Source organism: Amycolatopsis sp. NPDC058278 (genome assembly GCF_042881395.1).
Classification (GTDB): Bacteria; Actinomycetota; Actinomycetes; order Mycobacteriales; family Pseudonocardiaceae; genus Amycolatopsis.
Window position 1 is genome coordinate 150054 of sequence record NZ_JBHVXZ010000001.1, and the last position, 22557, is coordinate 172610.

28 protein-coding genes are annotated in these 22557 nt (G+C 71.1%); 19 read left to right on the top strand and 9 right to left on the bottom strand.

What is annotated here, in order from left to right; genetic code table 11:
* Nucleotides 1-99 precede the first annotated feature (99 nt).
* The 4 genes from ACFVYA_RS00745 to ACFVYA_RS00760 all read left to right on the top strand — a co-directional run bounded on the left by ACFVYA_RS00745 (nt 100) and on the right by ACFVYA_RS00760 (nt 3039).
* A complete protein-coding gene (locus ACFVYA_RS00745; protein WP_086845483.1) occupies nt 100-411 on the top strand; it encodes a hypothetical protein in 312 nt (103 codons plus the stop codon).
* A gap of 14 nt (nt 412-425) precedes the next feature.
* Nucleotides 426-1559: a transglycosylase SLT domain-containing protein gene (locus ACFVYA_RS00750; protein WP_387040790.1), complete on the top strand. Its 1134-nt coding sequence runs from the start codon at nt 426-428 to the stop codon at nt 1557-1559.
* 9 nt (nt 1560-1568) lie between these two features.
* Nucleotides 1569-2750, top strand: coding sequence for a pyridoxal phosphate-dependent aminotransferase (locus tag ACFVYA_RS00755; protein WP_387040792.1), 1182 nt, complete (start codon nt 1569-1571; stop codon nt 2748-2750).
* Between the two features lie 97 nt (nt 2751-2847).
* Nucleotides 2848-3039 (top strand): hypothetical protein, encoded by a 192-nt coding sequence (locus ACFVYA_RS00760; RefSeq protein WP_285987258.1) that lies wholly within the window; start codon nt 2848-2850, stop codon nt 3037-3039.
* A 5-nt stretch (nt 3040-3044) separates the two neighbouring features.
* Here ACFVYA_RS00760 and ACFVYA_RS00765 read toward each other — a convergent pair whose 3' ends face one another.
* The 3 genes from ACFVYA_RS00765 to ACFVYA_RS00775 form a co-directional block, all read right to left on the bottom strand.
* Nucleotides 3045-3863 (bottom strand): SAM-dependent methyltransferase, encoded by an 819-nt coding sequence (locus ACFVYA_RS00765; RefSeq protein WP_387040794.1) that lies wholly within the window; start codon nt 3861-3863, stop codon nt 3045-3047.
* Nucleotides 3864-3950: 87 nt separating this feature from the next.
* On the bottom strand, nt 3951-4529 hold the full coding sequence (locus ACFVYA_RS00770) for an HAD family hydrolase (protein ID WP_387040797.1): 579 nt from the start codon (nt 4527-4529) through the stop codon (nt 3951-3953).
* A 17-nt stretch (nt 4530-4546) separates the two neighbouring features.
* Complete coding sequence (locus ACFVYA_RS00775; RefSeq protein WP_387040799.1) at nt 4547-5569, bottom strand: threonine aldolase family protein; 1023 nt, start codon at nt 5567-5569, stop codon at nt 4547-4549.
* Nucleotides 5570-5705: 136 nt separating this feature from the next.
* On the opposite strand from ACFVYA_RS00775, the gene ACFVYA_RS00780 reads away from it, so the two are divergent.
* Genes ACFVYA_RS00780 through ACFVYA_RS00790 form a run of 3 tightly spaced genes read left to right on the top strand, consistent with a single transcriptional unit; the run spans nt 5706 to nt 7570 of the window.
* On the top strand, nt 5706-6215 hold the full coding sequence (locus ACFVYA_RS00780) for a SigE family RNA polymerase sigma factor (protein WP_285987254.1): 510 nt from the start codon (nt 5706-5708) through the stop codon (nt 6213-6215).
* Nucleotides 6208-6921, top strand: a complete 714-nt coding sequence (locus ACFVYA_RS00785) for a hypothetical protein (protein WP_387040802.1) — start codon at nt 6208-6210, stop codon at nt 6919-6921. The genes ACFVYA_RS00780 and ACFVYA_RS00785 overlap by 8 nt, the downstream gene beginning before the upstream one ends.
* Before the next feature lie 34 nt (nt 6922-6955).
* Nucleotides 6956-7570, top strand: coding sequence for a TetR/AcrR family transcriptional regulator (locus ACFVYA_RS00790; RefSeq protein WP_285987252.1), 615 nt, complete (start codon nt 6956-6958; stop codon nt 7568-7570).
* Here the strand turns inward: ACFVYA_RS00790 and ACFVYA_RS00795 are convergent.
* From ACFVYA_RS00795 to ACFVYA_RS00805, 3 genes are read right to left on the bottom strand one after another with little or no spacing between them, the layout of a single operon-like run.
* Nucleotides 7552-8256 (bottom strand): FadR/GntR family transcriptional regulator, encoded by a 705-nt coding sequence (locus ACFVYA_RS00795; RefSeq protein ID WP_285987251.1) that lies wholly within the window; start codon nt 8254-8256, stop codon nt 7552-7554. The two genes, ACFVYA_RS00790 and ACFVYA_RS00795, sit on opposite strands and share 19 nt — an antisense overlap.
* A 50-nt stretch (nt 8257-8306) precedes the next feature.
* Entirely contained in the window at nt 8307-9311 is a 1005-nt protein-coding gene (locus ACFVYA_RS00800) for a lactonase family protein (protein ID WP_387040805.1), read from the bottom strand.
* On the bottom strand, nt 9304-9921 hold the full coding sequence (locus tag ACFVYA_RS00805; RefSeq protein WP_387040808.1) for a bifunctional 4-hydroxy-2-oxoglutarate aldolase/2-dehydro-3-deoxy-phosphogluconate aldolase: 618 nt from the start codon (nt 9919-9921) through the stop codon (nt 9304-9306). Before ACFVYA_RS00805 ends, ACFVYA_RS00800 begins: the two co-directional genes overlap by 8 nt.
* A 72-nt stretch (nt 9922-9993) precedes the next feature.
* Here ACFVYA_RS00805 and ACFVYA_RS00810 point away from each other — a divergent pair, with 72 nt between their 5' ends.
* The 9 genes from ACFVYA_RS00810 to ACFVYA_RS00850 all read left to right on the top strand — a co-directional run bounded on the left by ACFVYA_RS00810 (nt 9994) and on the right by ACFVYA_RS00850 (nt 18224).
* On the top strand, nt 9994-10671 hold the full coding sequence (locus tag ACFVYA_RS00810; RefSeq protein ID WP_387040810.1) for an SDR family NAD(P)-dependent oxidoreductase: 678 nt from the start codon (nt 9994-9996) through the stop codon (nt 10669-10671).
* A 14-nt stretch (nt 10672-10685) separates the two neighbouring features.
* A complete protein-coding gene (dgoD, locus tag ACFVYA_RS00815) occupies nt 10686-11831 on the top strand; it encodes a galactonate dehydratase (protein WP_387040812.1) in 1146 nt (381 codons plus the stop codon).
* Nucleotides 11832-11876: 45 nt separating this feature from the next.
* A complete protein-coding gene (gene purB / locus ACFVYA_RS00820; RefSeq protein WP_387040815.1) occupies nt 11877-13304 on the top strand; it encodes an adenylosuccinate lyase in 1428 nt (475 codons plus the stop codon).
* A gap of 115 nt (nt 13305-13419) precedes the next feature.
* Nucleotides 13420-14238, top strand: a complete 819-nt coding sequence (locus ACFVYA_RS00825; RefSeq protein ID WP_285987245.1) for an ABC transporter substrate-binding protein — start codon at nt 13420-13422, stop codon at nt 14236-14238.
* A 1-nt stretch (nt 14239) separates the two neighbouring features.
* A complete protein-coding gene (locus ACFVYA_RS00830) occupies nt 14240-15004 on the top strand; it encodes an ABC transporter substrate-binding protein (RefSeq protein ID WP_387040817.1) in 765 nt (254 codons plus the stop codon).
* Between the two features lie 7 nt (nt 15005-15011).
* Nucleotides 15012-15791 (top strand): ABC transporter substrate-binding protein, encoded by a 780-nt coding sequence (locus ACFVYA_RS00835; protein ID WP_387040820.1) that lies wholly within the window; start codon nt 15012-15014, stop codon nt 15789-15791.
* A gap of 6 nt (nt 15792-15797) precedes the next feature.
* Entirely contained in the window at nt 15798-16562 is a 765-nt protein-coding gene (locus ACFVYA_RS00840; RefSeq protein WP_285987242.1) for an amino acid ABC transporter permease, read from the top strand.
* The gene (locus ACFVYA_RS00845; protein ID WP_285987241.1) at nt 16559-17299 is read left to right on the top strand and encodes an amino acid ABC transporter ATP-binding protein; all 741 of its coding nucleotides are present in this window, start codon (nt 16559-16561) and stop codon (nt 17297-17299) included. Before ACFVYA_RS00840 ends, ACFVYA_RS00845 begins: the two co-directional genes overlap by 4 nt.
* Nucleotides 17300-17342: 43 nt before the next feature.
* Nucleotides 17343-18224, top strand: a complete 882-nt coding sequence (locus ACFVYA_RS00850; RefSeq protein WP_387040822.1) for an MOSC domain-containing protein — start codon at nt 17343-17345, stop codon at nt 18222-18224.
* Here the strand turns inward: ACFVYA_RS00850 and ACFVYA_RS00855 are convergent.
* The gene (locus tag ACFVYA_RS00855; RefSeq protein WP_387040825.1) at nt 18107-18913 is read right to left on the bottom strand and encodes an S-adenosyl-l-methionine hydroxide adenosyltransferase family protein; all 807 of its coding nucleotides are present in this window, start codon (nt 18911-18913) and stop codon (nt 18107-18109) included. The two genes, ACFVYA_RS00850 and ACFVYA_RS00855, sit on opposite strands and share 118 nt — an antisense overlap.
* Before the next feature lie 47 nt (nt 18914-18960).
* Here ACFVYA_RS00855 and ACFVYA_RS00860 point away from each other — a divergent pair, with 47 nt between their 5' ends.
* The 3 genes from ACFVYA_RS00860 (at nt 18961) to ACFVYA_RS00870 (ending at nt 21120) form a co-directional block, all read left to right on the top strand.
* Entirely contained in the window at nt 18961-19965 is a 1005-nt protein-coding gene (locus tag ACFVYA_RS00860) for a phosphoribosylaminoimidazolesuccinocarboxamide synthase (protein WP_387040827.1), read from the top strand.
* Nucleotides 19886-20350 (top strand): NADPH-dependent FMN reductase, encoded by a 465-nt coding sequence (locus tag ACFVYA_RS00865; RefSeq protein ID WP_387040830.1) that lies wholly within the window; start codon nt 19886-19888, stop codon nt 20348-20350. Before ACFVYA_RS00860 ends, ACFVYA_RS00865 begins: the two co-directional genes overlap by 80 nt.
* An 86-nt stretch (nt 20351-20436) precedes the next feature.
* Nucleotides 20437-21120 (top strand): DUF2334 domain-containing protein, encoded by a 684-nt coding sequence (locus tag ACFVYA_RS00870; protein WP_387040972.1) that lies wholly within the window; start codon nt 20437-20439, stop codon nt 21118-21120.
* Here ACFVYA_RS00870 and ACFVYA_RS00875 read toward each other — a convergent pair.
* Complete coding sequence (locus ACFVYA_RS00875) at nt 21117-21752, bottom strand: MBL fold metallo-hydrolase (RefSeq protein ID WP_387040833.1); 636 nt, start codon at nt 21750-21752, stop codon at nt 21117-21119. The genes ACFVYA_RS00870 and ACFVYA_RS00875 overlap by 4 nt on opposite strands.
* Before the next feature lie 34 nt (nt 21753-21786).
* The gene (locus ACFVYA_RS00880) at nt 21787-22557 is read right to left on the bottom strand and encodes a tyrosine-protein phosphatase (RefSeq protein ID WP_387040836.1); all 771 of its coding nucleotides are present in this window, start codon (nt 22555-22557) and stop codon (nt 21787-21789) included.

Below are 22557 nucleotides of genomic sequence, written 5' to 3' on the forward strand. Positions count from 1 at the left end.
CCGCGCCCCGGGCGAAGTCATAAAGTAAGCGCGGGAACCGTCCTGGTCATGACAACGTCCGATCGGGCGGAGACAAGTTTCCGAAGGGGATGACGAACCGTGCCTGTCTACGACCCGGACTCGATGGCCATCGCGGCCCGCCAGGTGGAGAAGCTGAAGGACGAGTTCGAAAAGTCCAAGCAGAAGGTCACCGGCCTGGACCACGAGAAGGAAAGCCCCTTCGGCGGGATGGACGAAACGGGCGACGCGCACGGCGCGGTCGGCAAGTTCAAGGACGGCGTGCACAACCAGTTCGACGCCGCGGGCAAGCACATGGAAGCGCTGGGGTTCGCCATGCGCAAGGCCGCCGGCCTGATCGCCGAGACCGACCAGGTCGGCGCGAGCGACCTGAAGCTGCACGTCGACAAGTAAGTGGGGGCACGGAAGTGGGTTTGAACGCGGTCGGCGCCGGAACGCCGGACAATTGGGACGCCTTCATGAAGAAGGTCGACCAGGTCGAAAAGGTGGACCTGGAAAAGATCTCGGCGGCGGCGACGCAGTTCCGCGAGGCGGGCAAGAACGCCGGCGACCACAATGCGTCCCTGAAGAATTCGACCGACGCGCTCAACGGCAGCGTGTGGGCCGGGCCGGCGGCGGACCAGTTCTTCCAGTACGTCCGCCAGGTCCGCGACGCCGGGACGAAGGTGCAGACCCACCTCGAGGACGTCGCCAAGGACCTCGACGACCTCGCGAAGTCCCTCGACCAGATCAAGAAGAACGTCGGTGACAAGCAGCTCGCCGCGGAAAAGGCGGTCAACGAGCGCAACGCCACGGCCGAAACCCAGATCAACAACGCCTTGGCCGCGGCGAAGAAGGCGCACGACGAAGGCAAGCCGGGCCCCAGCCCCAGCGCCGACGAGATCCTGGCCACCGCGAAGACGGACATCCACAACGTCACCGCCGGCTTCGACGGTGACGTCACCGGCCTGCAAACCCAGGCCGACACGGCGATCAAGGCGTCGCAGAAGCTGATGTCCCAGCAGATCGAGGGCGGCTACGACCAGGTCCCCCTGCCGAGCAGTTCCGCCGCGGCCCCCAAGAGCACGGGCGGCATCCACAGCAACGGCTCCTCCCACGGCGGCGGAGGCGGCGGCGGTGGGGGTGGCGGAGGCGGCGGTGGCGGCCTCGGCCCGAGCGGCGGCCCGCCTTCCTCGCCGCCGCCGGGGAACGTCCAGCAGTGGATCCAGGAAGCCATGAAGGCGCTGCAGGCGGCCGGGATCCCGGTGACGGACGCGGACATCCCGAAGATCTGGGCCATCATCCAGCACGAATCCGGCGGAAATCCGAACGCCATCAACAACTGGGATTCGAACGCCGCCGCGGGGCACCCGTCCAAGGGGCTCATGCAGTGCATCGACTCGACGTTCAACGCCCACAAGCTGCCCGGGCACGACAACATCTACAACCCGGTCGACAACATCATCGCCGGCGTCCGGTACTCCTTCGACCGGTACGGCGGCCTCGACAACGTGCCCGGCATCAAGGCCATGGCCCACGGTGGTGCCTACCGCGGCTACTAGCCTGGCCCCATGGCCGACCTCGGAGCTTTCGCCGGGCCCGCGCTGCGGGCCGGCGTGCCGCCCTTCCACGTCATGGACGTCCTCTCCGCGGCCGGGGCCCGGCAGCGCAGCCACGGCGATCTCGTGTCGCTCGCGGCCGGGCAGCCGTCCGCGCCCGCGCCGAAACCCGTGCTCGAGGCCGCGCGGCAGGCTCTGCAGGACAGCACCCTCGGCTACACCGAGCAGCTCGGGATCCCCGAGCTGCGCGAGGCCGTCGCCGGGCACTACCGGCGGCGGTACGACGTCGACGTCCAGGCGCACGACGTCGTCCTGACCACCGGCTCCTCGGGTGGCTTCCTGCTCGCCTTCCTCAGCGCCTTCGACCCCGGCGCGAAGGTCGCCATGGCGCGGCCCGGCTACCCGGCCTACCGGAACCTGCTCTCGGTCCTGGGCTGCGAGGTCGTCGAGTTCGCCACCACCGCGGAGACGAACTTCCAGCCGACCGTCGCCCTCCTCGACGAGCTCGGCCCGATCGACGGCCTGATCGTCGCCAGCCCGAGCAACCCGACCGGCACCGTGCTGCCGCCCGGGGAACTCGCCGCCATCACCGGCTGGTGCTCGTCGCACTGCGTGCAGCTGATCAGCGACGAGATCTACCACGGCATCTCCTACGGCGCCGAGCTCGACTGCGCGTGGCAGTACGGCCGCGAGCCGATCGTGCTCGGCAGCTTCTCGAAGTACTTCGCGATGACCGGCTGGCGGCTCGGCTGGATGCTCGCTCCGCAGCGGCTGCACCGCGCGATCGACGTCCTGACCGGCAACTTCACCATCTGCCCGCCCGCGGTTTCGCAGTACGCGGCCCTCGCCGCCTTCACACCCGAGGCGTACGCGGAAGCTGACGCGCACGTCGAGCACTACCGCGCCAACCGCGATCGCCTCTTCGCCGGCCTGCAGCGCATCGGCCTCGACAAGCTCGCTCCCGCCGACGGCGCCTTCTACGCGTACGCCGACGTCAGCGCCTACACCGATGACAGCCTGAGCTGGTGCCAGCGGCTGCTCGCCGACACCGGGCTCGCGATCACCCCCGGCGTCGACTTCGACCCGGTCGACGGCGGGAAGTACGTCCGGTTCTCCTTCGCCGGCAGCGCCGGGGACATCGACGAAGGGGTCCGGCGCCTGGGGGCCTGGCTGGCCAGGGGGAACCCTGAATAAACCCCGAACGTTGCCCTTCTGAGGGGAGTTTCACCGTGTCAGGTGGCACTGTGGAGCCATCGGGCCGGTGGGGCCACGGGGAAGCATCGGAGGAACCATGTTCTGGAAGATCGTCGGCGGCCTGATCATCGCCTGGGTGGCGTTCATGGTGCTGGGCGCCGTGATCGGCTTCGTGTTCAAGGCCGTCCTGTGGATCGCGATCATCGGCGGTATCGCCTTCCTCGGCGCCGCCGGCTACAAGGCGATCACCGGCGGCAAGAAGGACCCCAGGCGGATCAACCGCTACTGAGCCGGCTACCCGGGGATCCGCGCCACGCCGCCCAGCGCCGTCCAGTTGACCGGCGTCAGCGGCGCCAGGCGCGGCCCGTCCGGCCACCACAGGTGTGGCGCGGTCAGCCCGGGCTCGAGCAGGTCGAGCCCGTCGAAGAACGACGTGATCTCGGTCCGCGAACGGTAGCGCGTGTCGAGCCCGGTGCGGCCGAAGCGGTCCTCCAGGGACGTCGCGACGCCGGCCGCGTCGGAGCCGTCGGCCGGGTTGTGCCGGTGCAGCAGGATCAGGTACGAACCCGGCGCCAGCGCGCCGACGTAGGACTTGACCACCTGCTGCGCCTGCTGGAGCTCGGCGATGTGATCGACGACCCCGCACAGCACGAGCCCGGCGGGCCGGTCGAAGTCGATGAACCGCCCGACCCCGGCGAGCGTCTCGCCGGGGTTCAGCGGGTCGGTGCCGCAGATGTGCGTGAAGTCGTTGTCGACGAGCAGGGCCCGGCCGTGCGCCTCCACCACCGGGTCGTCGCCGACGTAGACGACGTGCGCTTCCGGGTTGTACTTCTGCGCCACCTGGTGGGTGTTCTCCGCCGTCGGGAAGCCGGAAGCGAGGTCGAGGAACTGGTCGACGTCCAGCCGCTCGGTCAGGTAGCGGACGGCGCGCACCAGCCACTGCCGCACTTCCCGCGCCATGGCCGGGGCTTCCGGCGCGATGGCCACCAGCTGCCGGAGGACGGCGCGATCGGGCTCGTAGTGGTTCTGCCCGCCCAGCAGCGCGTCGGTGACGCGAGCGATGCTCGGCCGGTCGAAGTCGACGTGGGCCGATGGTCGTTCGCTCGTCGCCATGCGCACCTACCGGGGGAGTCGGGGATGCCCCACCCTAGGTCATGGGGATCACGGCGGGTATGCGGCCGTGCGGTGCGCGTGAGCCGCTCAATCCAGCCAGGCGCGGGCCGCGTCGGCGCCGTTCCAGACGTGGGCACGGAGCCCCACCGCCCGTGCTCCCTCCACATTGGACTCACGGTCGTCGAAGAACAGGCAGTCGGCCGGTTCGGCGCCGAGCTCGTCGAGCAGGAGGCGGAAGATCTTCGCGTCCGGTTTGACGCACCGGACGTCGCCCGAGAACATGCTCACGCGGAAGAGCCGCGCCCAGTCCTGCGCGCGGACCCACTCGCCGAACGCGATCGGCGCGTTCGAGAGCAGCGCCAGGTTCGCCCCGGCCTCGGAGAGCGCCTCGAGCAGCGCCGCCGACGACGGCTCCAGGTGACCCCAGCCCTCGACGTCGGTGCGGGTCAGCTCGGCCGAGAGCGCCTCGTCGACCGGCGCGCCCACGGCGTTGCCGACCGCCTGCCAGTACTCGAGCGGGGTGCTGCCGGCGTCGTAGGGAATCCGGTACTCCCAATACGCCTTCAGGAACTCCGGCAGCGGTGCTCCCATCGCCGCGGCCAGGTCGGGCAGGGCGGCGCTCGGCTTGCTGAGCACGTCGCCGTAGTCGAACACGATCCAGTTCATCGGGGCCCCAGATTTCTTCAGACGCCGGTCTTGATCCGGCGCACGGCTTCTTCGACGTCGGTCGCGCTCAGGTCCCGGTGGGTGACGAACCGGACCTTGCCCGCCATCGGCACCGCCCGGATGCCGAGCGAGTCGAGCCAAGCGAGCGCGGTCGGGATGTCGGGAACTTCGGCGAGCACGATGTTGGTGTCGGGTGTGTTGGCCGGCCAGCCGTGCTCGCGGAGGCCGTCGGCGAGCCGCCGGGCGTTCTCGTGCGACTCGGCCAGGTCGGGGATGCGGTCCAGCGCGATCAGGCAGGCCGCGGCCAGGACACCGCCCTGCCGGACGCCGCCGCCCAGCATCTGCCGCATCCGGCGCGCCCGCTCGACGAACCCCGCGCTGCCCGCGACGACCGAGCCGACCGGCGCGCCGAGGCCCTTGCTGAAGCAGGCCGACACGGTGTCGACGCCGACGGTCAGCGCGGCCGGTGGCACTTCGAGGGCGACGGCGGCCTGCCACAGCCGGGCACCGTCGAGGTGCACGGTCAGGCCCGCTTCCTTGGCGACGGAGAGCAGTTGGGCGTGCTCGTCGGGCGGCGTCACCGCGCCACCGGCCGCGTTGTGGGTGTTCTCGAGGCAGAGGAGAGTTGTCCGTAATGTGAAGTACGGCCCGGGTTGTCCGATCGCGGCTGCGAGGGCGTCGGGCGATGGGCGGCCCGGGCCGCCGTCGTGCTCGAGGATGTCCGGCATGCCGCCGGCCAGCCACGCCGCCGAGCCCAGCTCGTTGGCCAGCACGTGCGCGCCCCGGGTGGCGAGGAACCGGTCGCCGCGCTGCAGGTGCAGGCTCAGCGCGATCAGGTTGGCCATCGTCCCGCTCGGCACCCAGAGGGCGGCCGGCATGCCCAGGACGTGCGCGGCCCGCTCCTCCAGCTCCGCGACCGTGGGATCGCGCTCGAGGACGTTGTCCCCGACCGCGGCGGAAGCCATCGCCGCCCGCATCGTCTCGTCCGGCCGGGTGACGGTGTCGGAGCGGAAGTCCAGTACGGGCGGGGAGAAGGTCACGGACCGATCACATCACACCCACGTCATGAGGATCAATGAGCCCTCGGGTGGTCGAGCCCGCCCGGTCCGTGCAACCGTGGACGCCCCTGATTCCGTCCTCCCGGGCGAACGACGAACGAGCGGAGCACGACTGCGCGTGGACCAGCGCGACGAGCAGGAGTTCGCGGAGTACTTCGCCGCCAGGCGGGACGCCGTGCGCCGGACCGCGTACATGCTCTGCGGTGATTGGCACCGGGCGGACGACCTCGCGCAGACGGCGTTCGTCGCACTGCACCGGAGGTGGAAGAAGATCAGGGATCGCGCGGCGACCGACGCGTACGTCCGCAAGACGCTCGTCCGGGCGTCGATCGACGAATCGCGGCGTCCGTGGCGGCGCGAGTGGCAGACCGAGACGCTGCCGGAGCCGTCCGACGACACGCCCGGCCTCGACGACCTCGTCGCGACCAGGGAGGACCTGCTCACGGCGCTCAAGGAAGTACCTCCCAAGCAGCGGGCGGTGCTGGTCATGCGGTTCTTCGAAGGACTCGACGTGACCAGTGCGGCGAAGGCGCTGGGCTGCAGCGAAGGCAACGTGAAGAGCCAGACCGCACGCGGGCTGGCGAACCTGAGGCAGGTCCTCGAACGGGAGGTGGAGACCAATGGATGAGCAGGAGCTGCGCTCGTTGTTCTCCGCCGCGCCCCCGGACGTGCCGTCGCCGACGTTCACCACCGACGACGTCGTCCGCGAATCCCGTCGCCAGACCGCGCGCCACCGGAACCGGATCACCGCCGGGGTCAGTGCCGTCGCGCTGGTCGTCGCCGGGTTCGGGGCGTACGGCGTGCTCTCCGGGGGTACTCCGAAGTCGATGACCGCGACGTCGGACAACGGCGCGGCGCAAGCCGGACCGGGCTCGGCGCAACCCGGTGACGGCTCGATGCGTCCTCAAATCGGCGGGGAGTCACCGAACTTCCCGGCCCAGCCACCTCAGCAGGGGGGTGCTGGGGACGGGAAGACCGGCCAGCTGGCCGAAGGCGCCTCCGGGTGCGAACAGGTGGACGGGGAGCTCGCCACCGCCCTCGCTGGCGAGCTCCCCGGCCACTTCGCAGCCGACCAGGCTGTCCCGGGCGGCGCCTGTTCGACGGTGTCGCGGTCCGCCGGGTTCCCGGTCCCGGGTGGCGAAGTCGCCGCGGCGGTGTACCCGAAGGGCATTCCGGAGGTCTTCAAGTCCCAGCCGGCCGGCGCGGTCACGGCCCGGGTGGGGACGGCGTCCGGTGGGGTGCTGGTGCTGGTCAGCGTGCCGTCCACGGGAACGGTGGCGCCGTACGCGGGCCAAGTGGACCGGTTCGCGCGCGATCTCGCGCCCCTCTTCTGAGCCCGGGGCCGCCCGGTTGGCAGAATGACCGGCCATGACCGCTGCGACCACCCCGAAGGGGGAGCGACGGCGCGCCGCGCTCGTCGAGGCCGCCGCGAAACTGCTCGTCGAAGGCGGGTTCGACGCCGTGCGGCACCGGGCGGTGGCCGAGCGGGCGGGCCTGCCGCTCGCGTCGACCACGTACTACTTCGACTCGCTGGAAGACCTGGTCACAGCGGCCGTCGAGCACCACTCGAAGGCCGAACTGGCGACCGGCCGCCGCCGGCTGGACGAGCTCGCGACCCGCAACCGCGGGGTGCAGGCGACCGTCGACCTGGTGCTGGACCTGCTGCTCGGCCCGGAGAGCGGTGACCCGGCGGCCGACGCCGAAGCCGTCCTCCTGCGGTACGAGCGGCTGGTCGTGACCGGCCGGCGCCCGTACCTGCGGCCGCTGATGCGGACGCTGTCGGCCCAGCTGAACGAGCTGCTGACGGAGATCTTCGCCCGTTCGGGCACCCCGGTCACCGAAACCGAGCTGGAACGGCTGGTCGCGCTGGTCGACGGCGCGGTCGTGAACGCGCTGGTCGCGGTCGACCCGGAGCCCCGCGCGGCGGCGGCCCGGATGCTCCAGGCGGCGCTGGAGCCCACCGCTCACGACCGCCCGCGCTGAGCCTTCTCCAGGTCTTCTCGGGCCTTCGTGACCAGGGCGAGCATCGCCTGTTCCGCCGCGGCCGGATCGCCCGCGACGATCGCGTCGAAGACCTTCCGGTGGTTCGGCACCGGGTCATCCGCCGCCGAGGAGCCGTGCACGAGCTTGTCGCGCTCGGCCAGCCCGATGGCGATGACCCGTTCCATCCGCATCAGGAAGTTGTTGTGCGTGGCGGCCATCAGCCGCCGGTGGAAGGCGAGGTCGGCTTGGACGCTCGCCGCCGGATCATCCCCGGCGGCGGCCATGTCGGCGAGCGCGTCCCGCAGCGCCTCGAGGTCTTCCTCGGTCGCCCGCTCGGCGGCGAACCGGGCGGCGGCGGGCTCGACGACCGCGCGCACCTCGGTGAGCTCGTCGAGCAGCACCGGATCATCGGCGGCCGCGGTCTGCCACCGCATGACGTCGGCGTCGAGCATGTTCCACTTTTCGCGCGGCTGCACGAAGGTGCCCCGCTTCTGCCGGGCATCGATCATGCCCTTGGCGGCCAGCACCTTCAGCGCTTCGCGCAGCGCGGTCAGGCTGATGTCGAGCTCTTCGCGCAGCGCGGGCAGGTCCAGGACGGCGCCCTCGCCCCACTCGTCGGAGAGGATCCGGCTGGCCAGTGCCTCCACGGTCTGGCCGTGCAGCCCGCGTGGCCGGTGTTCGGTCAATGGAGGGCCTCTCAGCCGCCGGAGGTGATGTCCGCATTATGAACGCAGGGTCAAGGCAGGGAAACCGGCAGCACGAACGTCGGCGACCCCGTCGGGTGGTACCGCAGCTCCGCCTCGCCGGACGCGGTCAGCGCGAACGCCGTGATCGCGTCCTCCGACTGCGCCGCCACGTAACAAGTCCCGTCCACCAGCGCGAAGTGCCGCGGGTTCGCCCCGCACGGCTGGTCCGCCACCGCGGCCGCCTCGTCCAGGGCGAACTCCGTGACGCAGTCCGGCCCGCGGTTCGACACGTACAGGCGCGATTCGGTCAGCTCCAGGTGCGCCACCAGGTTGGGCGTGACGGACGACAGCGTCGACGGCGTCGACGACACCACCTCGAACGCGCCCGGTGCCTTCTCGCGGACCGTCACCAGGGTCCCGGCCAGCTCACCGACGACGTACGCCAGGTCCGTGCCCGGCCGGCGCACCAGCTGACGCGGTCCCGTGCCCGGCGGCAGCGTGGACACCGCCAGCGGCTCGAGGGCACCCGACGACGTCAGCGTGTAGCTGCGGATCTCGTCCGTGCCCAGGTCGACCGCGCTCACGATGGACCCGTCCGCCGACGGGACCGCCATGTGGACGTGCGCCGCCTCCTGGCGGTCGGACACCGGGCCGTTGCCGCGGTGCTGGACCAGTGCCGTCCGGGCGGTCAGGGCGCCGGAGTCCGACAGCGAAAACGCCGCCACGCTGCCGCCGGTGTAGTTGGCGCACACCAGGAACCGGCCGTCCGGCGTCACCGCCAGGTGGCACGGGTGCGCGCCGCCCGTCTCGGCCGTGCCCAGGACCGACAGCTCGCCCGACGGGGAGAGGGCCAACGCCGTCACGCCGCCGGTGGACAGCTCGTTGGCCGCGTACAGCACCGGCAACGACGGGTGGCGTACCAGCCAGGAGGGCGACTCCAGCGGCAGCGAAGCCACTTCGCGCAACGAGCCGGACGGCGACCGCGAGAGCGTCGTGATCCCGGTGCCGTTCCCCGCATCGCCGGTGTAGCACCCGACGAAGACCAGCTCAGCCATGCGCGCTCCTCAACAGCGTTTCGACCCGGGCGGCGATCTCCGCGGCGGTGCCGCGGGTCAGCGCCGAGCCGATCCCGCAGGCGACCGCACCCGCCGAAAGCCAGCCTGGCACGTCGCCGGGGCCGATGCCGCCGGTGGGTACCAGCGGGGCCTGCGGCAACGCGGCGCGCACGTCCGCCACCCATGACGGCCCCAGCGCCGGAGCCGGGAACACCTTCACCGCGTCGGCGCCTTCTTCCAGGGCGCGGACGATTTCGGTCACCGAGCCGGCGCCGGGGAACGCCGCGGCGCCGTACCGGTGCGCGGTCCGGATCACCGCGGCGTCCACCGACGGTGACACGAGGAACCGCGCCCCCGCGCGGATCGCGAGCACCGCGGACGTCTCGTCGAGCACCGTCCCGGCTCCGATGGTCGCGTCCGGGTAGGCGGCCGTGAGCCCGGAGATCGCGTCCAGCGCGCCGGGGTTCGTCAACGGCAGCTCGATCGAGCGCAGGCCGGCCTCGATGGCCGCGCGGGCGGCCTCCACCGCGGACTCCGCGTCGCGCGTGCGCACGATTCCGACGACTCCTTGGCGCATCGCGTCCGCCATGATCTCCCATCGGTAGCTCATGTTCGCAGCTTACCTTGTATAATCCTAAATTAGGACTTATTCTTGCCGAGTGCTCCGAGGACGGGAGAGGCGATGCCGACAGCGGTGGTGACCGGAGCGGCGTCCGGGATCGGGGCGGCGACCGCGCGGAAGCTCCTGGACGACGGCTACCGCGTGCTGGGCGTGGACATCGCCGAACTCCCCGCCGGCATCACGCCGATCCGGGGTTCGGTGAGCGACGAAGCGACCTGGGCGGCCGTCGGCGAGGTGGACGCACTGGTCAGCAACGCCTACGTGCCGAGCACCGGGCCGCTGCACGAAATCGACCGCGCCGAGTGGCAGCGCCAGCTCGACGTCAACCTGACCGGCACCTACCTGGCCGTGAAGGCGTGCCTGCCGTCGCTGCGGGAACGGGGTGGCGCGATCGTGCTGGTCTCGTCGGTGCACGCGCACTTCGGGCTGCCGGGCCACCCCGCGTACGCCGCGAGCAAGGGCGCGCTCGTCGCCCTCGCCCGGCAGTTGGCCGTCGAGTACGCCCCCGAGGTGCGGGTCAACTCCGTGCTGCCGGGGCCGGTGCTCACCGAAGCCTGGAAGCACATCTCGCCGGCGGACCGCGAACGCAGCGCGCGGGCGACGCCGGCGGGCCGCCTGGGCCGGCCGGAGGAGGTCGCGGACGTGATCGCGTTCCTGCTCTCGGCCGCGGCGTCGTTCGTCACCGGCGCCGAACTGACCGTCGACGGCGGCTGGTCCGCCGCCAAGGATTCCGCGTAGAAACGGGGCACCCGGTGAAGATCACCGCGATCGAAACGTTCCTGGTCGCACCGCGCTGGCTGTTCCTCAAGGTCAGCACGGACGAAGGGATCAGCGGCTGGGGCGAACCCGTGGTCGAGGGCCGCGCGGAGACCGTGCGCGCGGCCGTGCACGAACTGTCCGAGCTGCTCATCGGTCAGGACCCGCTGCGCATCGAGGACCACTGGCAGGTGTTGCGCCGCGGCGGTTTCTACCGCGGCGGGCCGGTGCTCTCCAGCGCGCTGGCCGGGTTCGACCACGCGCTGTGGGACATCGCCGGCAAGGTCCGCGACGCGCCGGTGCACGAGCTGCTCGGCGGGCCGGTCCGCGACCGCGTCCGGGTCTACAGCTGGGTCGGCGGCGACCGCCCGGCCGGCATCCGCGAAGCGGTGGCCGCGCAGGTCGAGGCCGGGTTCACGGCGGTGAAGATGAACGTCGCCGGGCCCATGACGGCGATCGCGTCCCCGGCCGAGGCCGACGCGGCGGTGGCGCGCGCCTGGGAAGCGCGGGAGGTGCTCGGCCCGCACCGCGACCTCGCCATCGACTTCCACGGCCGCGTCTCGCCCGCGATGGCGCGCCGGCTGGTGCGGATGCTGGAGGACGTCCAGCCGATGTTCGTCGAGGAGCCGGTGCTGCCGGAGACCCAGGGCGACGCGCTGCGCGCGGTCGTCGAGGCGTCCACGGTGCCGATCGCGGTCGGCGAGCGGCTCTATTCGCGGTGGGAGTTCAAGCCGGTGCTCGACGCCGGCGTCGCGGTCGTCCAGCCGGATCCGTCGCACGCCGGCGGCATCTCCGAGCTGCGGCGGATCGGCGCGCTGGCCGAGATCTACGGCGCCTCGCTGGCGCCGCACTGCCCGCTCGGCCCGATTTCGCTGGCGGCGTCGCTGCAGGTGGCCTTCGCGACCCCGAACTTCCTGATCCAGGAACAAAGTGCGGGCATGCACTACCACGAAGGCCGCGAGCACGGGTACCTCGTGGATCCGTCGGTCTTCGCCTTCCAGGACGGTTATGCGGCCCGGCCGCTGAAGCCCGGCCTCGGCATCGAGGTCGACGAAGCGGCCGTGCGCCGCGCGGACGAAATCGGGCACGCGTGGCGTTCTCCGGTGTGGCGCCACGACGACGGGGGCTTCGCCGAATGGTGAAACCCGGGGCGCCACCGCGCTGACCTGCGCAGGTATCGTGTGGGCGTGACCGAAAAGCCCCGCATTCCGAACGTGCTCGCCGCCCGCTACGCCTCGGCGGACCTGGTCTCGCTCTGGTCCCCGGAGCAGAAGGTCGTCCTGGAACGGCAGCTGTGGCTCGCCGTCCTCAAGGCCCAGCGGGACCTCGGCGTCGAGGTGCCGGACGGGGTCGTCGAGGCCTACGAGCGCGTGCTGGAGAACGTCGACCTCGAGTCGATCGCCGCCCGCGAGCGCGTCACCCGCCACGACGTCAAGGCGCGGATCGAGGAGTTCAGCGACCTCGCCGGCCAGGAACACATCCACAAGGGCATGACCTCGCGCGACCTCACCGAGAACGTCGAGCAGCTGCAGCTGCTCCGCTCGCTCGAGCTCGTGCGCACCCGCGTCGCCGCCGTGCTGGCGCGGCTGGCGGCGCTCGCCGTCGAGCACGCCGACACCGTCATGGCCGGGCGCTCGCACAACGTCGCCGCGCAGGCCACCACCCTCGGCAAGCGGTTCGCCACGGCGGCCGACGAGCTGCTGGTCGCCTTCGAGCGGCTCGACAACCTCATCGAGCGCTACCCGCTGCGCGGCATCAAGGGCCCGGTCGGCACCGCGCAGGACATGCTCGACCTGCTCGGCGACGAGTCCACTTTGGACCAGCTCGAGGACCGCGTGATGCAGCACCTCGGGTTCAACCGGCGGTTCGTCAGCGTCGGCCAGGTGTACCCGCGCTCGCTCGACTTCGACGTGCTGTCCACTGTGGTCCAGCTCGCCGCGGCGCCGGCCAGCCTGGCCAAGACGATCCGGCTGATGGCCGGCCACGAGCTGGTCACCGAGGGCTTCAAGCCCGGCCAGGTCGGTTCGTCCGCCATGCCGCACAAGATGAACACCCGCTCGTGCGAGCGCGTGAACGGCCTGGCCGTCGTGCTGCGCGGCTACCTGTCGATGATCGGCGAGCTGGCCGGCGACCAGTGGAACGAGGGCGACGTCTCCGACTCGGTCGTCCGCCGGGTCGCGCTGCCGGACAGTTTCTTCGCCCTCGACGGCCTGCTGGAGACGTTCCTCACGGTGCTCGCCGAGTTCGGCGCCTTCCCGGCGGTGATCGAGCGTGAGCTCGATCGCTATCTGCCCTTCCTCACCACGACGAAGGTGCTCATGGCGTCGGTCCGCGCCGGCGTCGGGCGTGAGACGGCCCACGAAGCGATCAAGGAGCACTCGGTCGCCGTCGCGCTGGAAATGCGCGAAGGCCGCGCGGAGAACGACCTCCTCGACCGGTTCGCGGCCGACGACCGCATCCCGCTCGACCGCGGTGAGCTGGACAAACTCCTCGCCGACCGGATTTCGTTCACCGGCACGGCCGGGCGGCAGGTCGCGCAGGTGGCCGAGCGCGTCGCCGACGTCCTCGAGCGGTTCCCGGCGGCCGCGGGGTACGTGCCGCAGCCGATCCTGTGAGCTGACGCACCCGTCCACGGACTGGAACGAATCCACTCGAACGGGCGAAATCCCTAATCTCGATCGCTGACCACACCAGCGCTGCCGGGCGCTGGGCCGCACCATGGAAGAAGCGATGAGATCCACGCTGTCCAAGATCGCCGCCGCCCTGACCGCGGGCGCGCTGACGTTGACCCTCGCCGCCTGCGGTGGCTCCGACGCGGGGTCGACCACCCTGCGCGTCGGGACGCTGAGCGACGCCCCACCGTCGATCTACCTGGAGAACGGCCGGTTCACCGGCTACGACAACGAGTTGCTGCGCGACATCGCCCAGCGTGAGGGCTTCGAGGTCGAGTTCGTCGGCACCGAGTTCTCGAGCCTGCTCGCCGGTGTCGCCGGCGGCAAGTTCGACATCGGCAGCTCGACGATCTCCAGCACCGAGGCGCGCAAGAAGACGGTCGCCTTCTCCAACGGCTACAACACCGGCTTCACCACGGTCGTCACGGCGAAGGGCGCGAACCTGAAGGACACGGGCTCGCTGGGCGGCAAGCGCCTCGGCGTGGTCCAGGGTTCGGTGCAGGACGAGTTCGCGGGCAAGGTCGCCGGGGCCCAGGTCGTCCGCTTCCCGGACTACAACGCGGGCTTCGCGCAGCTGAAGAACGGCACCCTCGACGGCTGGGTCGTGCCGCAGGACATCGGGCAGAAGTACCTGGACCAGAACCCGGGCGTCCCCCTGGAACTCGGGTACACCGTCGAGGACAAGGACACGCCGTCGGCGTTCGCGGTGGCCAAGAAGAACACCGATCTGCTGAACAAGCTCAACGACGGCCTCGCGAAGGCCGTCGCGGACGGCACGGTCGCCCGCATCTACGGGCAGTTCTACAAGACCACGCCGCTGTCGAAGGAACTGCAGCAGGGCGGCCCCGGCCTGCCCGTGAAGAACCTGGGGGCGTGACATGAAGAAGCTGATCGTCACCGTGCTGGCCGCCGCGCTCACGCTGACCGCCTGCGGCGGCTCGGACAGCGCTTCCTCGACGCTGCGCGTGGGCACGCTGAGCGACGCGCCACCGAACATCTACCTCAAGGACGGCAACTACACCGGCTTCGACAACGAGCTGCTCAAGGCCATCGCGGCCAAGCAGAACCTGAAGCTGGAGTTCGCCGCGACCGACTTCTCGGCGCTGCTCGGGCAGGTCGCCTCGGGCCGCTACGACATCGCCAGCTCGGCGATCGCGCAGACCGACGAGCGCAAGAAGACGGTCGACTTCTCCGCGGCCTACGACTTCGAAACGATGAGCATCCAGGCCAAGCAGGGCACGCCGGTCACCGACGAAAAGGGGCTAGCCGGCAAGCGCGTCGCCGTCATCCAGGCGACCGTCGGCGACCACTGGCTGGGCAGCACCGTGCCGACCGCCCAGGCCGTGCGCTTCCCCGACTACGCCGCCGCGCTGACCGCGCTGAAGAGCGGCGCGGTCGACGCGTACATCCTGGACCAGTCCATTGCCGAGAAGAACGTCACCGACAACCCGGACGCCAAGCTGGTCGTCGTGAAGAGCTTCGTCACGGACGTGCCGCACGGTTTCGCGGTGAAGAAGGGCAACGCCGAGCTGCTGGGCAAGATCGACAGCGGGCTCAAGCAGGTGATCTCCGACGGGACCTGGCTTAAGCTGCACCAGCAGTTCCTGCCGACCGCTCCGGTGCCGGCCGGGTTCCAGGGTTAGGAGAAGCATGAAGAAGACACTGGTCACGGCGCTCACCGCGACCTTGCTGGCCGCGCTCACGGCGTGCGGCGGCTCGGACAGCGGCGGCGACAAGACCCTGCGGGTCGGCACGCTGAGCGACTCGAAGCCGAACGCCTACCAGGAGAACGGCAACTACACCGGCTTCGACAACGAGCTGCTGAAAGCCATCGCGGCCAAGGAAGGCCTGAAGCTGGAGTTCGCCGCGACCGAGTTTTCGGCTCTGCTCGGCCAGGTCGCGAACGGCACGTTCGACATCGGCAGCTCGGCGATCTCCCAGACCGACGCCCGCAAGAAGACCGTCGACTTCTCGGCACCGTACAACTACCAAGCCCTCGGCATCGAAGCCAAGGAAACCGCCGGCATCACCGACGAAAACTCCCTGGCGGGCAAGCGGGTCGGCGTCGTCCAGGGCACCGTCTCGGACACGTGGCTCGGCTCGAACGCGCCGACCGCGCAGGCCGTCCGGTTCCCGAACGACGCTGCCGCCCTCAACGCCCTCAAGACCGGCGCGATCGACGGCGCGGTGTTCGACCAGGCCACCGCCGAGGACTACGCGAAGAACAACGCCGACGCGAAGCTCAAGGTGACCAAGGCGATCACCACGACCATCCCGCACGGGTTCGCCTTCAAGAAGGGCAACACGGACCTGATCAACAAGATCAACGACGGCTTGAAGAAGGTCATCGCGGACGGCACCTGGGTCAAGGTGCACGACCAGTTCGAGCCCACCGCGCCCGTGCCGGCCGAGTTCAAGGCGGGGCAGTAGTCCGCAATGGACGACTTCATCAACACGTTTCTCAGCTGGGACTACATCTCCCAGGTCTTGCCCGACCTGCTGAAGACCGGCCTGCTCAACACGCTCATCCTGTCGGTGTCCTCGGCGCTGATCGGCACCGTGCTCGGCATGCTGCTGGCGGTGATGGGCCTGTCCACCAAGTGGTGGCTGCGCTGGCCCGCGCGGGTGTACACCGACATCTTCCGCGGGCTGCCGGCGATCCTGACGATCCTGCTGATCGGCCAGGGCCTCGGCACGCTCGCGCGGGACGTCGTCGGCACGAACCCGTACCCGATGGGCATCCTGGCGCTGTCCCTGATCGCCGCGGCCTACATCGGCGAGATCTTCCGCTCCGGTATCCAGAGCATCGACAAAGGACAGATGGAGGCCAGCCGCGCGCTCGGCATGAGCTACACGAAGTCGATGCTGCTGGTGATCATCCCGCAGGGCGTCCGGCGGGTGCTGCCGGCGCTGGTGAACCAGTTCATCGCGCTGGTCAAGGACTCCAGCCTCGTCTACGTGCTCGGGCTGCTGTCCGGGCAGCGCGAGCTGTTCCGGATCGGCCAGGACCTCGCGGCGAACACGGGCAACCTGTCGCCGCTGGTCGCCGCCGGCGTGTTCTTCCTGGTGATCACCGTGCCGCTGACGCACCTGGTCAACTACATCGACAAGAAGCTCCGGACCGGCCGCAAGGTGCGCGCGGACGAGCCGGGCGACGGAGACGAGCTGGACCTGGTCGCCAGCGGGAAGGTTCCCTCGTGACGACGGCGGTGCGTTCGTCCAGTGTGGAGCTGCGGGACATCCACGTCAGCTTCGGCACGCTCGAAGTCCTGCGCGGCGTCGACCTCAAGGTCGAGAGCGGCCGGACCACCTGCGTGATCGGGCCGTCCGGTTCCGGCAAGTCGACGCTCCTGCGGTGCGTGAACCGCCTGCAGGAGCCCGATTCCGGCGATCTGCTGCTCGACGGCGAATCGGTGATCCGGTCGGACCCGGATGCGCTGCGCCAGCGCGTCGGCATGGTGTTCCAGCACTTCAACCTCTTCGGCCACCGGAGCGTGCTGGACAACATCGTGCTGCCGCTGCGCAGCGTGAAGAAGCTGAGCAAGGAGGAGGCGTCGGCGATCGCCCGGGCCCGCTTGGCCGACGTCGGCCTGGCGGACAAGGCGCCGTACCGGCCGAGCGCGTTGTCGGGCGGCCAGCAGCAGCGGGTGGCGATCGCCCGGGCGCTGGCGATGGACCCCGAGGTGATGCTCTTCGACGAGGCCACCAGCGCACTCGACCCGGAGCTGGTCAAGGGCGTGCTGAACCTGATGGCGGGCCTGGCTTCGCGGGGGCTGACCTTGATCGTGGTGACGCACGAGATGGGGTTCGCGCGGAGTGTCGCCGACGAGGTGGCGTTCATGGACGCGGGCCGCATCGTGGAGCAGGGCCCACCGGCGGAAATCTTCGACGAGCCGCAGAGCCCGCGCCTGCAGCGGTTCCTCTCACAGGTGCTCTGAAAGGAGGACGCTTCGGCGGCCGCTGCCCGGGTAGCCTGCGGAGATGGCGAGAATCGCTCGGCTGACGTACTACCCGGTCAAGTCCTGCGCCGGCATCGACGTGCCGTCCGCCGAGGTGACCCCCGCCGGGCTCGCGCACGACCGGGTCTTCCAGGTCATCACCCCGGACAGCGACGTCCTCACGCAGCGGCCGCACCCGGTCATGGCGACCGTCCGGCCGCGGGTGCTCGGCGACCGGCTCGCGCTGTCCGCCCCCGGCCGCGAAGACGTCGTCTTCGACATCCGGCGCGACGGCCCGCGGCGCCCGGTGTCGATGTTCGCCTGGGACGGCGAAGGCGTCCGGCAAGATCCCCTGGCCGACGCGTGGTTCTCGGACCTGCTCGGCCGGCCGGCCGAACTGATCGGCGTCGCGCCCGAGCACGACCGCCTCACCGGCGGCGAGTTCCCGGGCACGACCGCCTTCGCGGACGCGCACGCGGTGCTCCTCGCCTCCGAGTCCTCTTTGGACACGCTGAACGAACGGATCGCCGCCGGCCAGGGCGAACCCGTCCCGATGGACCGCTTCCGGCCCAACATCGTGATCGCCGGCTGGGCCGAACCCCACCGCGAAGACGAAGCCCGCGAACTGACGGCCGGCACCGCGAAGTTCGGGTACGCCGAGAAGTGCGTCCGCTGCACGGTCCCGATGGTCGACCAGGAGACCGGCGCCAAGGCCGGCCCCGAGCCGATCCGCACCCTCGCGACCTACCGGCGTGGCCCGGCCGGCGGCGTCGTCTTCGGGATGAAGGCCGCGGTGCTGCGGCCGGGTCAGGTCGCCGTCGGCGACGCGGTGATCGTGCACTCCTGGGCCGGCCCGAGCCCGAGCACGGCCGCCGCGGAGCCGCCGTTCACGGCGACGGCGAGCCGTCCCGCCGAGTCGGTGTAGAGCACCGAAGCGCCGGCGGGCACGTCGGCGAAGGTCCGCCCGAGGACCGTGGTCACCGCCACGCGCTCGCTGTGCACGGAAACCGGGCCCGACAGGCCCGAGAGCTCGAGGTCCGCCGGGGTCGCGGCCAGCTGGACGTTGCCGAAGTGGTCGACCGTCAGCACCTCCGACACGAGCTTCCCCGGGAACGCGGCGACGAACGGCTCGGGCATCGCGACCAGGTCGTCCACCGGGTCACCGAAGTCCGAGGGGGCGACGCCCAGCGCGAGGTGCGCGGCCGCCGGCGCGAAGACGTCCCGCCCGTGGAACGTCGCCGACGCCGCCGGCAGCCGCAATGACGGCTTCGCGAGCTCGTACGCCGCCTGCACCCCGCCCAGCGCCTGCGCGGCCGGCAGCAGCAGGCCGTTGTCCGGCCCGACCAGCAGGCCGTCCTCCGCGACGACGACCACGCCGAGCCGGGCCGTCCCGACCCCGGGGTCGACGACCGCGACGTGCACCGATTCCGGCAGGTAGGGAACCGTCTGGGCCAGCGCCATCGCCCCGTGCCGGATGTCCTGGGGTGGCACTTCGTGGGTCACGTCGATCACCCGCACCGCGGGCGCCAGCCGCGCGATCACGCCGTGGCAGGCCGCCACGAAGCCGTCGCGCAGGCCGTAGTCGGTGGTCACCGAGATCCAGTCGTACGCCATGCCAGCATCATCCATGGTGGCAGAGGGTGCCCGTTAGGGTTCGGTGCGTGACACCCCTCCCCACACGCCGGAGGCTCGCCTCCGGCAAGGTCCGCGACCTGTACGAAGCGGGCGACGACCACCTGCTGATCGTCGCCTCCGACCGCATCTCCGCCTTCGAACGCGTCTTCCCCACCTCGGTCCCCGGCAAGGGCCGCGTGCTCACCGCGATGAGCGTGTTCTGGTTCCGCGAGCTCGCCGACGTCCTCCCGAACCACGTCGTGACCTGCGAAGGGCCGCTCATTCCCGAGGCCGTCCGCGGCCGCGCGCTGCTGGTGGAGCGGCTCGACATGCTGCCGGTGGAGGCGGTCGTCCGTGGCTACCTGACCGGCCGCGGATACTCCGATTACCACAGGTCCGGGGCGGTGTGCGGGCTGACGCTGCCGCCCGGCCTCGCCGAGTCGGCACGGCTGCCCGAGCCGATCTTCACCCCGTCGACCAAGGCGCGCTCGGGCGAGAAGGACGAGAACATCGACTTCGGCACGTGCGTCTCGGTGCTGGGCCGCGCGCTCGCCGAGGAGGTCCGGGAGGCGTCCCTGGAGCTGTACCGCCGGGGCGCCGCGCGCGCGGCGGAGCAGGGCCTGCTGCTGGCCGACACGAAGTTCGAATTCGGCATCGGCGCCGGCGGCGGGCTCGTGCTGGCGGACGAGCTGCTGACGCCGGATTCGGCGCGCTACTGGCTCGCCGACGGTCACCAGCCCGGCGTCCCGCAGCCGTCGTTCGACAAGCAGCACGTGCGCGACTGGCTGGTCGATCCGGCGTCCGGCTGGGACTGCGTGTCCCCGCTGCCGCCGTTGCCGCCCGAAGTGGTGACGGCCACGCGCGACCGGTACATCGCGGCGTACCAGCGCATCACCGGGCTTTCGCTGGCAGACTGGCCCCGTGATCCTGCTGATCTGCGGCAGCCTGCGAGCCGGCTCGGGCAATGCGGCGGTGCTGGGGACCGTCGCGACCCTCACCGCGAGCAAGACGTACACCGGGCTTGCCGATCTGCCGCACTTCAACCCCGATGACGACCGCGACCCGCTGCACCCCGAGGTCGCCTCGCTGCGTGCCGCGCTGAAGGAAGCCGACGCGGTCCTGATCTGCACGCCGGAGTACGCGGGCGGGCTGCCGGGCTCGTTCAAGAACCTCCTCGACTGGACGGTCGGCGGCGGCGAGGTGTACGGCAAGCCGGTGGCGTGGATCAACGCGTCCTCGGTCGCGGCACCGACCGGCGGCCGGGACGCGCACGACTCGCTGCGGAAGGTCCTGACGTACGCGGGCGCGAGGATCGTCGAAGAGGCGTGCGCGCGGATCCCGGTCTCGCGCGCGGACGTCGCCGACGGCCAGGTCGCCGACCCGGACCTGCGGGGCCGGATCGCGGTGGCCGTGAAGCGCCTGCGCGAGGGTGTCTGACCCTTCCGGCAACGGTCGCCCGTCCGTTCTGCGCCGTTCACGGGAGTTTCAGACGCGTGCGTCCCAATGGGGGCGTGGACGCTCGCTTGCTGGTTTCGCTGTCGGGAATCACCCCGCGCACCCTGCACCGGTGCGCCGATCTGGCGGCCGAGCTCGACCGCCGCAAGGTTCCGCTTTCGGTGCTGTACGCCGCTCGCACGGGCGAAGGCCCGGTGACGGAGTGGATCCGCACCCGCGCTCGCGGTGGTGATTCCGTGCTGCTGCACGGCTACGACCACACCGTCACGCCCACGCACCGCACGGTCTACCTGGGCAAGCGGGCGGAGTTCGCGACGCTGCCGGCGCACGAGGCGCGCCTGCGGCTGATCGCGGCGAAGGCCGCGCTGGACAACGCGGGGTTGTCGGTCGACGGCTTCGCACCGCCGCGCTGGATCGCCTCCCCGGGCACGCTGCTGGCGCTGGCCGAGCACGGTTTCCGGCTGTGCGCGGACCTCGGCGCGGTCCGCGACCTGGTGACCGGCGAGGTGCGCCGCGCGCGGGTCCAGGAATTCACGAGCCAGTCGCACCGCACGGAGACGGTGCGCTGCTTCGCGCTGGTGCTGGCGGCGGCCCGCTCGGCCCGCCGGGGCGGGCTGGTCCGGCTGGGGGTGGAAGCGGCGGACCTGACCCGTCCCGGCCTCCGCCAGGCCCTGCTCGACGCGGTGGACGTCGCCCTGGAGAACCGCGCGTTCGGCGCGACCTACGGCTCGCTGCGGGTGGTGGCGGCCTAGACCTTCGCGGGTTCGCCCCGGTCGAGCACCTTGACCTCGGTGCCTTCGGGTGCGAGGTTCCCGAAGAGGCCGTAGTGCATGGCGGGGTTGGCGAGCACGGCTTCGTGGATGGGCACGGCCACCCGCGGCGCGACGGCCCGCAGGTAGTCGACGGCCTCCCCGGCCTTGAGCCACGGCGCCCCGGTGGGCAGCCCCAGGACGTCGATCTGCTGGCAGGGCACGAAGAACGAGTCGCCGGGGTGGAAGAAAGCGCCGTCGTCGAAGACGTACCCGATGTTCGGGATGACGGGGATGTCCGAGTGGATGACGGCGTGCTCCCCGCCGACGGCCTTGATGGCGGTGTCCCCGACGGCGAAGACGTCCCCGACGTTGGCGACGGCGAACTCCAGGCCGAGCTTTTCGACCTCGGGAGCGGACCCGGGATCGACGATCAGCTTGGCACCGGGGTTGGCATCGAGGACCCGGGGCAGCCGTTCGACGTCGAGGTGGTCGAAGTGCTGGTGCGTGACCAGCACGGCGGACAGCTCCCGCTCACCTTCGAAGCCGGTGGAGAAGGTGCCCGGATCGATCAGGATCCGCTCGGAACCGGTCTCCAGCAACAGGCAGGCGTGTCCGAAATGGACGATACGCATCGATGGTTCTCCTTCACGGGTGGTCGTTTCCAGCCTAGTCCTGGTTCGTCAACCGGTGCCGGATGTCGTCGAGGTCCCGGCCGTCGACCCCTGCGTCGAGGAGGTATTGCCTGACGTCGAACCCGTCGAGCGTGGCCCGGACGGCCGCCGCGGTGGTGGTGCCCCGCTCCGCGAGGATCGCCGCGATGGCCGGCCCCTGGTCGTCGGTGCCCATCACGGCGTACAGCGGTCTCACGGCTTCGGTGGACAGGTCGTAGTCCGCGGCGATGGCGTCGGGGTCGACGCCGGCCAGCGCCAGGAGGAGGAGCGCGACGAGACCGGTCCGGTCGCGCCCGGAACCGCAGTGGAACAGGACGCCGCCGGGGGCCGCCCGGGCGATCGCGGTCATGACGGCGGCGCAGCGCTCGGCCTTCCGTTCGAGGAAGATCCGGTAGTAGAGCGGGCTGCCGTTCAGCCGCTCGTGGTTGACGTACCGCCAGAACTCGAGGTCGGCGATGTCGTCGAGGGGAACCTCGACGCGGTCGAGGTCCGCCGGGGTGGCCGGGCCGGTCGCGGCGGCGAACTGCGCGGAACCCGCCAGCGCCGTCGGGGCGCCCGCCGTCGGCCGGATCTCGTCGGGGTTGCGCAGGTCGATGACCGTCCGGACGCCGGCCTCCCGCGCCTCGGCCCACCCTGCGTCGCTCACGAACCGGAGGTCGGCCGCCCTGAAGAACGCGCCGCGGCGGGTCGTCCGGCCCGATCGCGCCGGCAGGCCACCGAGATCCCTGGTGTTGTAGAAGCCTTCCCACGCCACTGCTCTGTCCAT

What these genes read in the sequence shown, in the direction of transcription:
- ACFVYA_RS00755 (WP_387040792.1), top strand. Translation starts at nt 1,569, where the DNA reads ATGGCCGACCTCGGAGCTTTCGCCGGGCCCGCGCTGCGGGCCGGCGTG.
- ACFVYA_RS00760 (WP_285987258.1), top strand. Translation starts at nt 2,848, where the DNA reads ATGTTCTGGAAGATCGTCGGCGGCCTGATCATCGCCTGGGTGGCGTTC.
- ACFVYA_RS00765 (WP_387040794.1), bottom strand. Translation starts at nt 3,863, where the DNA reads ATGGCGACGAGCGAACGACCATCGGCCCACGTCGACTTCGACCGGCCG.
- ACFVYA_RS00770 (WP_387040797.1), bottom strand. Translation starts at nt 4,529, where the DNA reads ATGAACTGGATCGTGTTCGACTACGGCGACGTGCTCAGCAAGCCGAGC.
- ACFVYA_RS00785 (WP_387040802.1), top strand. Translation starts at nt 6,208, where the DNA reads ATGGATGAGCAGGAGCTGCGCTCGTTGTTCTCCGCCGCGCCCCCGGAC.
- ACFVYA_RS00790 (WP_285987252.1), top strand. Translation starts at nt 6,956, where the DNA reads ATGACCGCTGCGACCACCCCGAAGGGGGAGCGACGGCGCGCCGCGCTC.
- ACFVYA_RS00800 (WP_387040805.1), bottom strand. Translation starts at nt 9,311, where the DNA reads ATGGCTGAGCTGGTCTTCGTCGGGTGCTACACCGGCGATGCGGGGAAC.
- ACFVYA_RS00805 (WP_387040808.1), bottom strand. Translation starts at nt 9,921, where the DNA reads ATGAGCTACCGATGGGAGATCATGGCGGACGCGATGCGCCAAGGAGTC.
- ACFVYA_RS00810 (WP_387040810.1), top strand. Translation starts at nt 9,994, where the DNA reads ATGCCGACAGCGGTGGTGACCGGAGCGGCGTCCGGGATCGGGGCGGCG.
- ACFVYA_RS00825 (WP_285987245.1), top strand. Translation starts at nt 13,420, where the DNA reads ATGAGATCCACGCTGTCCAAGATCGCCGCCGCCCTGACCGCGGGCGCG.
- ACFVYA_RS00830 (WP_387040817.1), top strand. Translation starts at nt 14,240, where the DNA reads ATGAAGAAGCTGATCGTCACCGTGCTGGCCGCCGCGCTCACGCTGACC.
- ACFVYA_RS00835 (WP_387040820.1), top strand. Translation starts at nt 15,012, where the DNA reads ATGAAGAAGACACTGGTCACGGCGCTCACCGCGACCTTGCTGGCCGCG.
- ACFVYA_RS00840 (WP_285987242.1), top strand. Translation starts at nt 15,798, where the DNA reads ATGGACGACTTCATCAACACGTTTCTCAGCTGGGACTACATCTCCCAG.
- ACFVYA_RS00850 (WP_387040822.1), top strand. Translation starts at nt 17,343, where the DNA reads ATGGCGAGAATCGCTCGGCTGACGTACTACCCGGTCAAGTCCTGCGCC.
- ACFVYA_RS00855 (WP_387040825.1), bottom strand. Translation starts at nt 18,913, where the DNA reads ATGGCGTACGACTGGATCTCGGTGACCACCGACTACGGCCTGCGCGAC.
- ACFVYA_RS00875 (WP_387040833.1), bottom strand. Translation starts at nt 21,752, where the DNA reads ATGCGTATCGTCCATTTCGGACACGCCTGCCTGTTGCTGGAGACCGGT.
- ACFVYA_RS00880 (WP_387040836.1), bottom strand. Translation starts at nt 22,557, where the DNA reads ATGGACAGAGCAGTGGCGTGGGAAGGCTTCTACAACACCAGGGATCTC.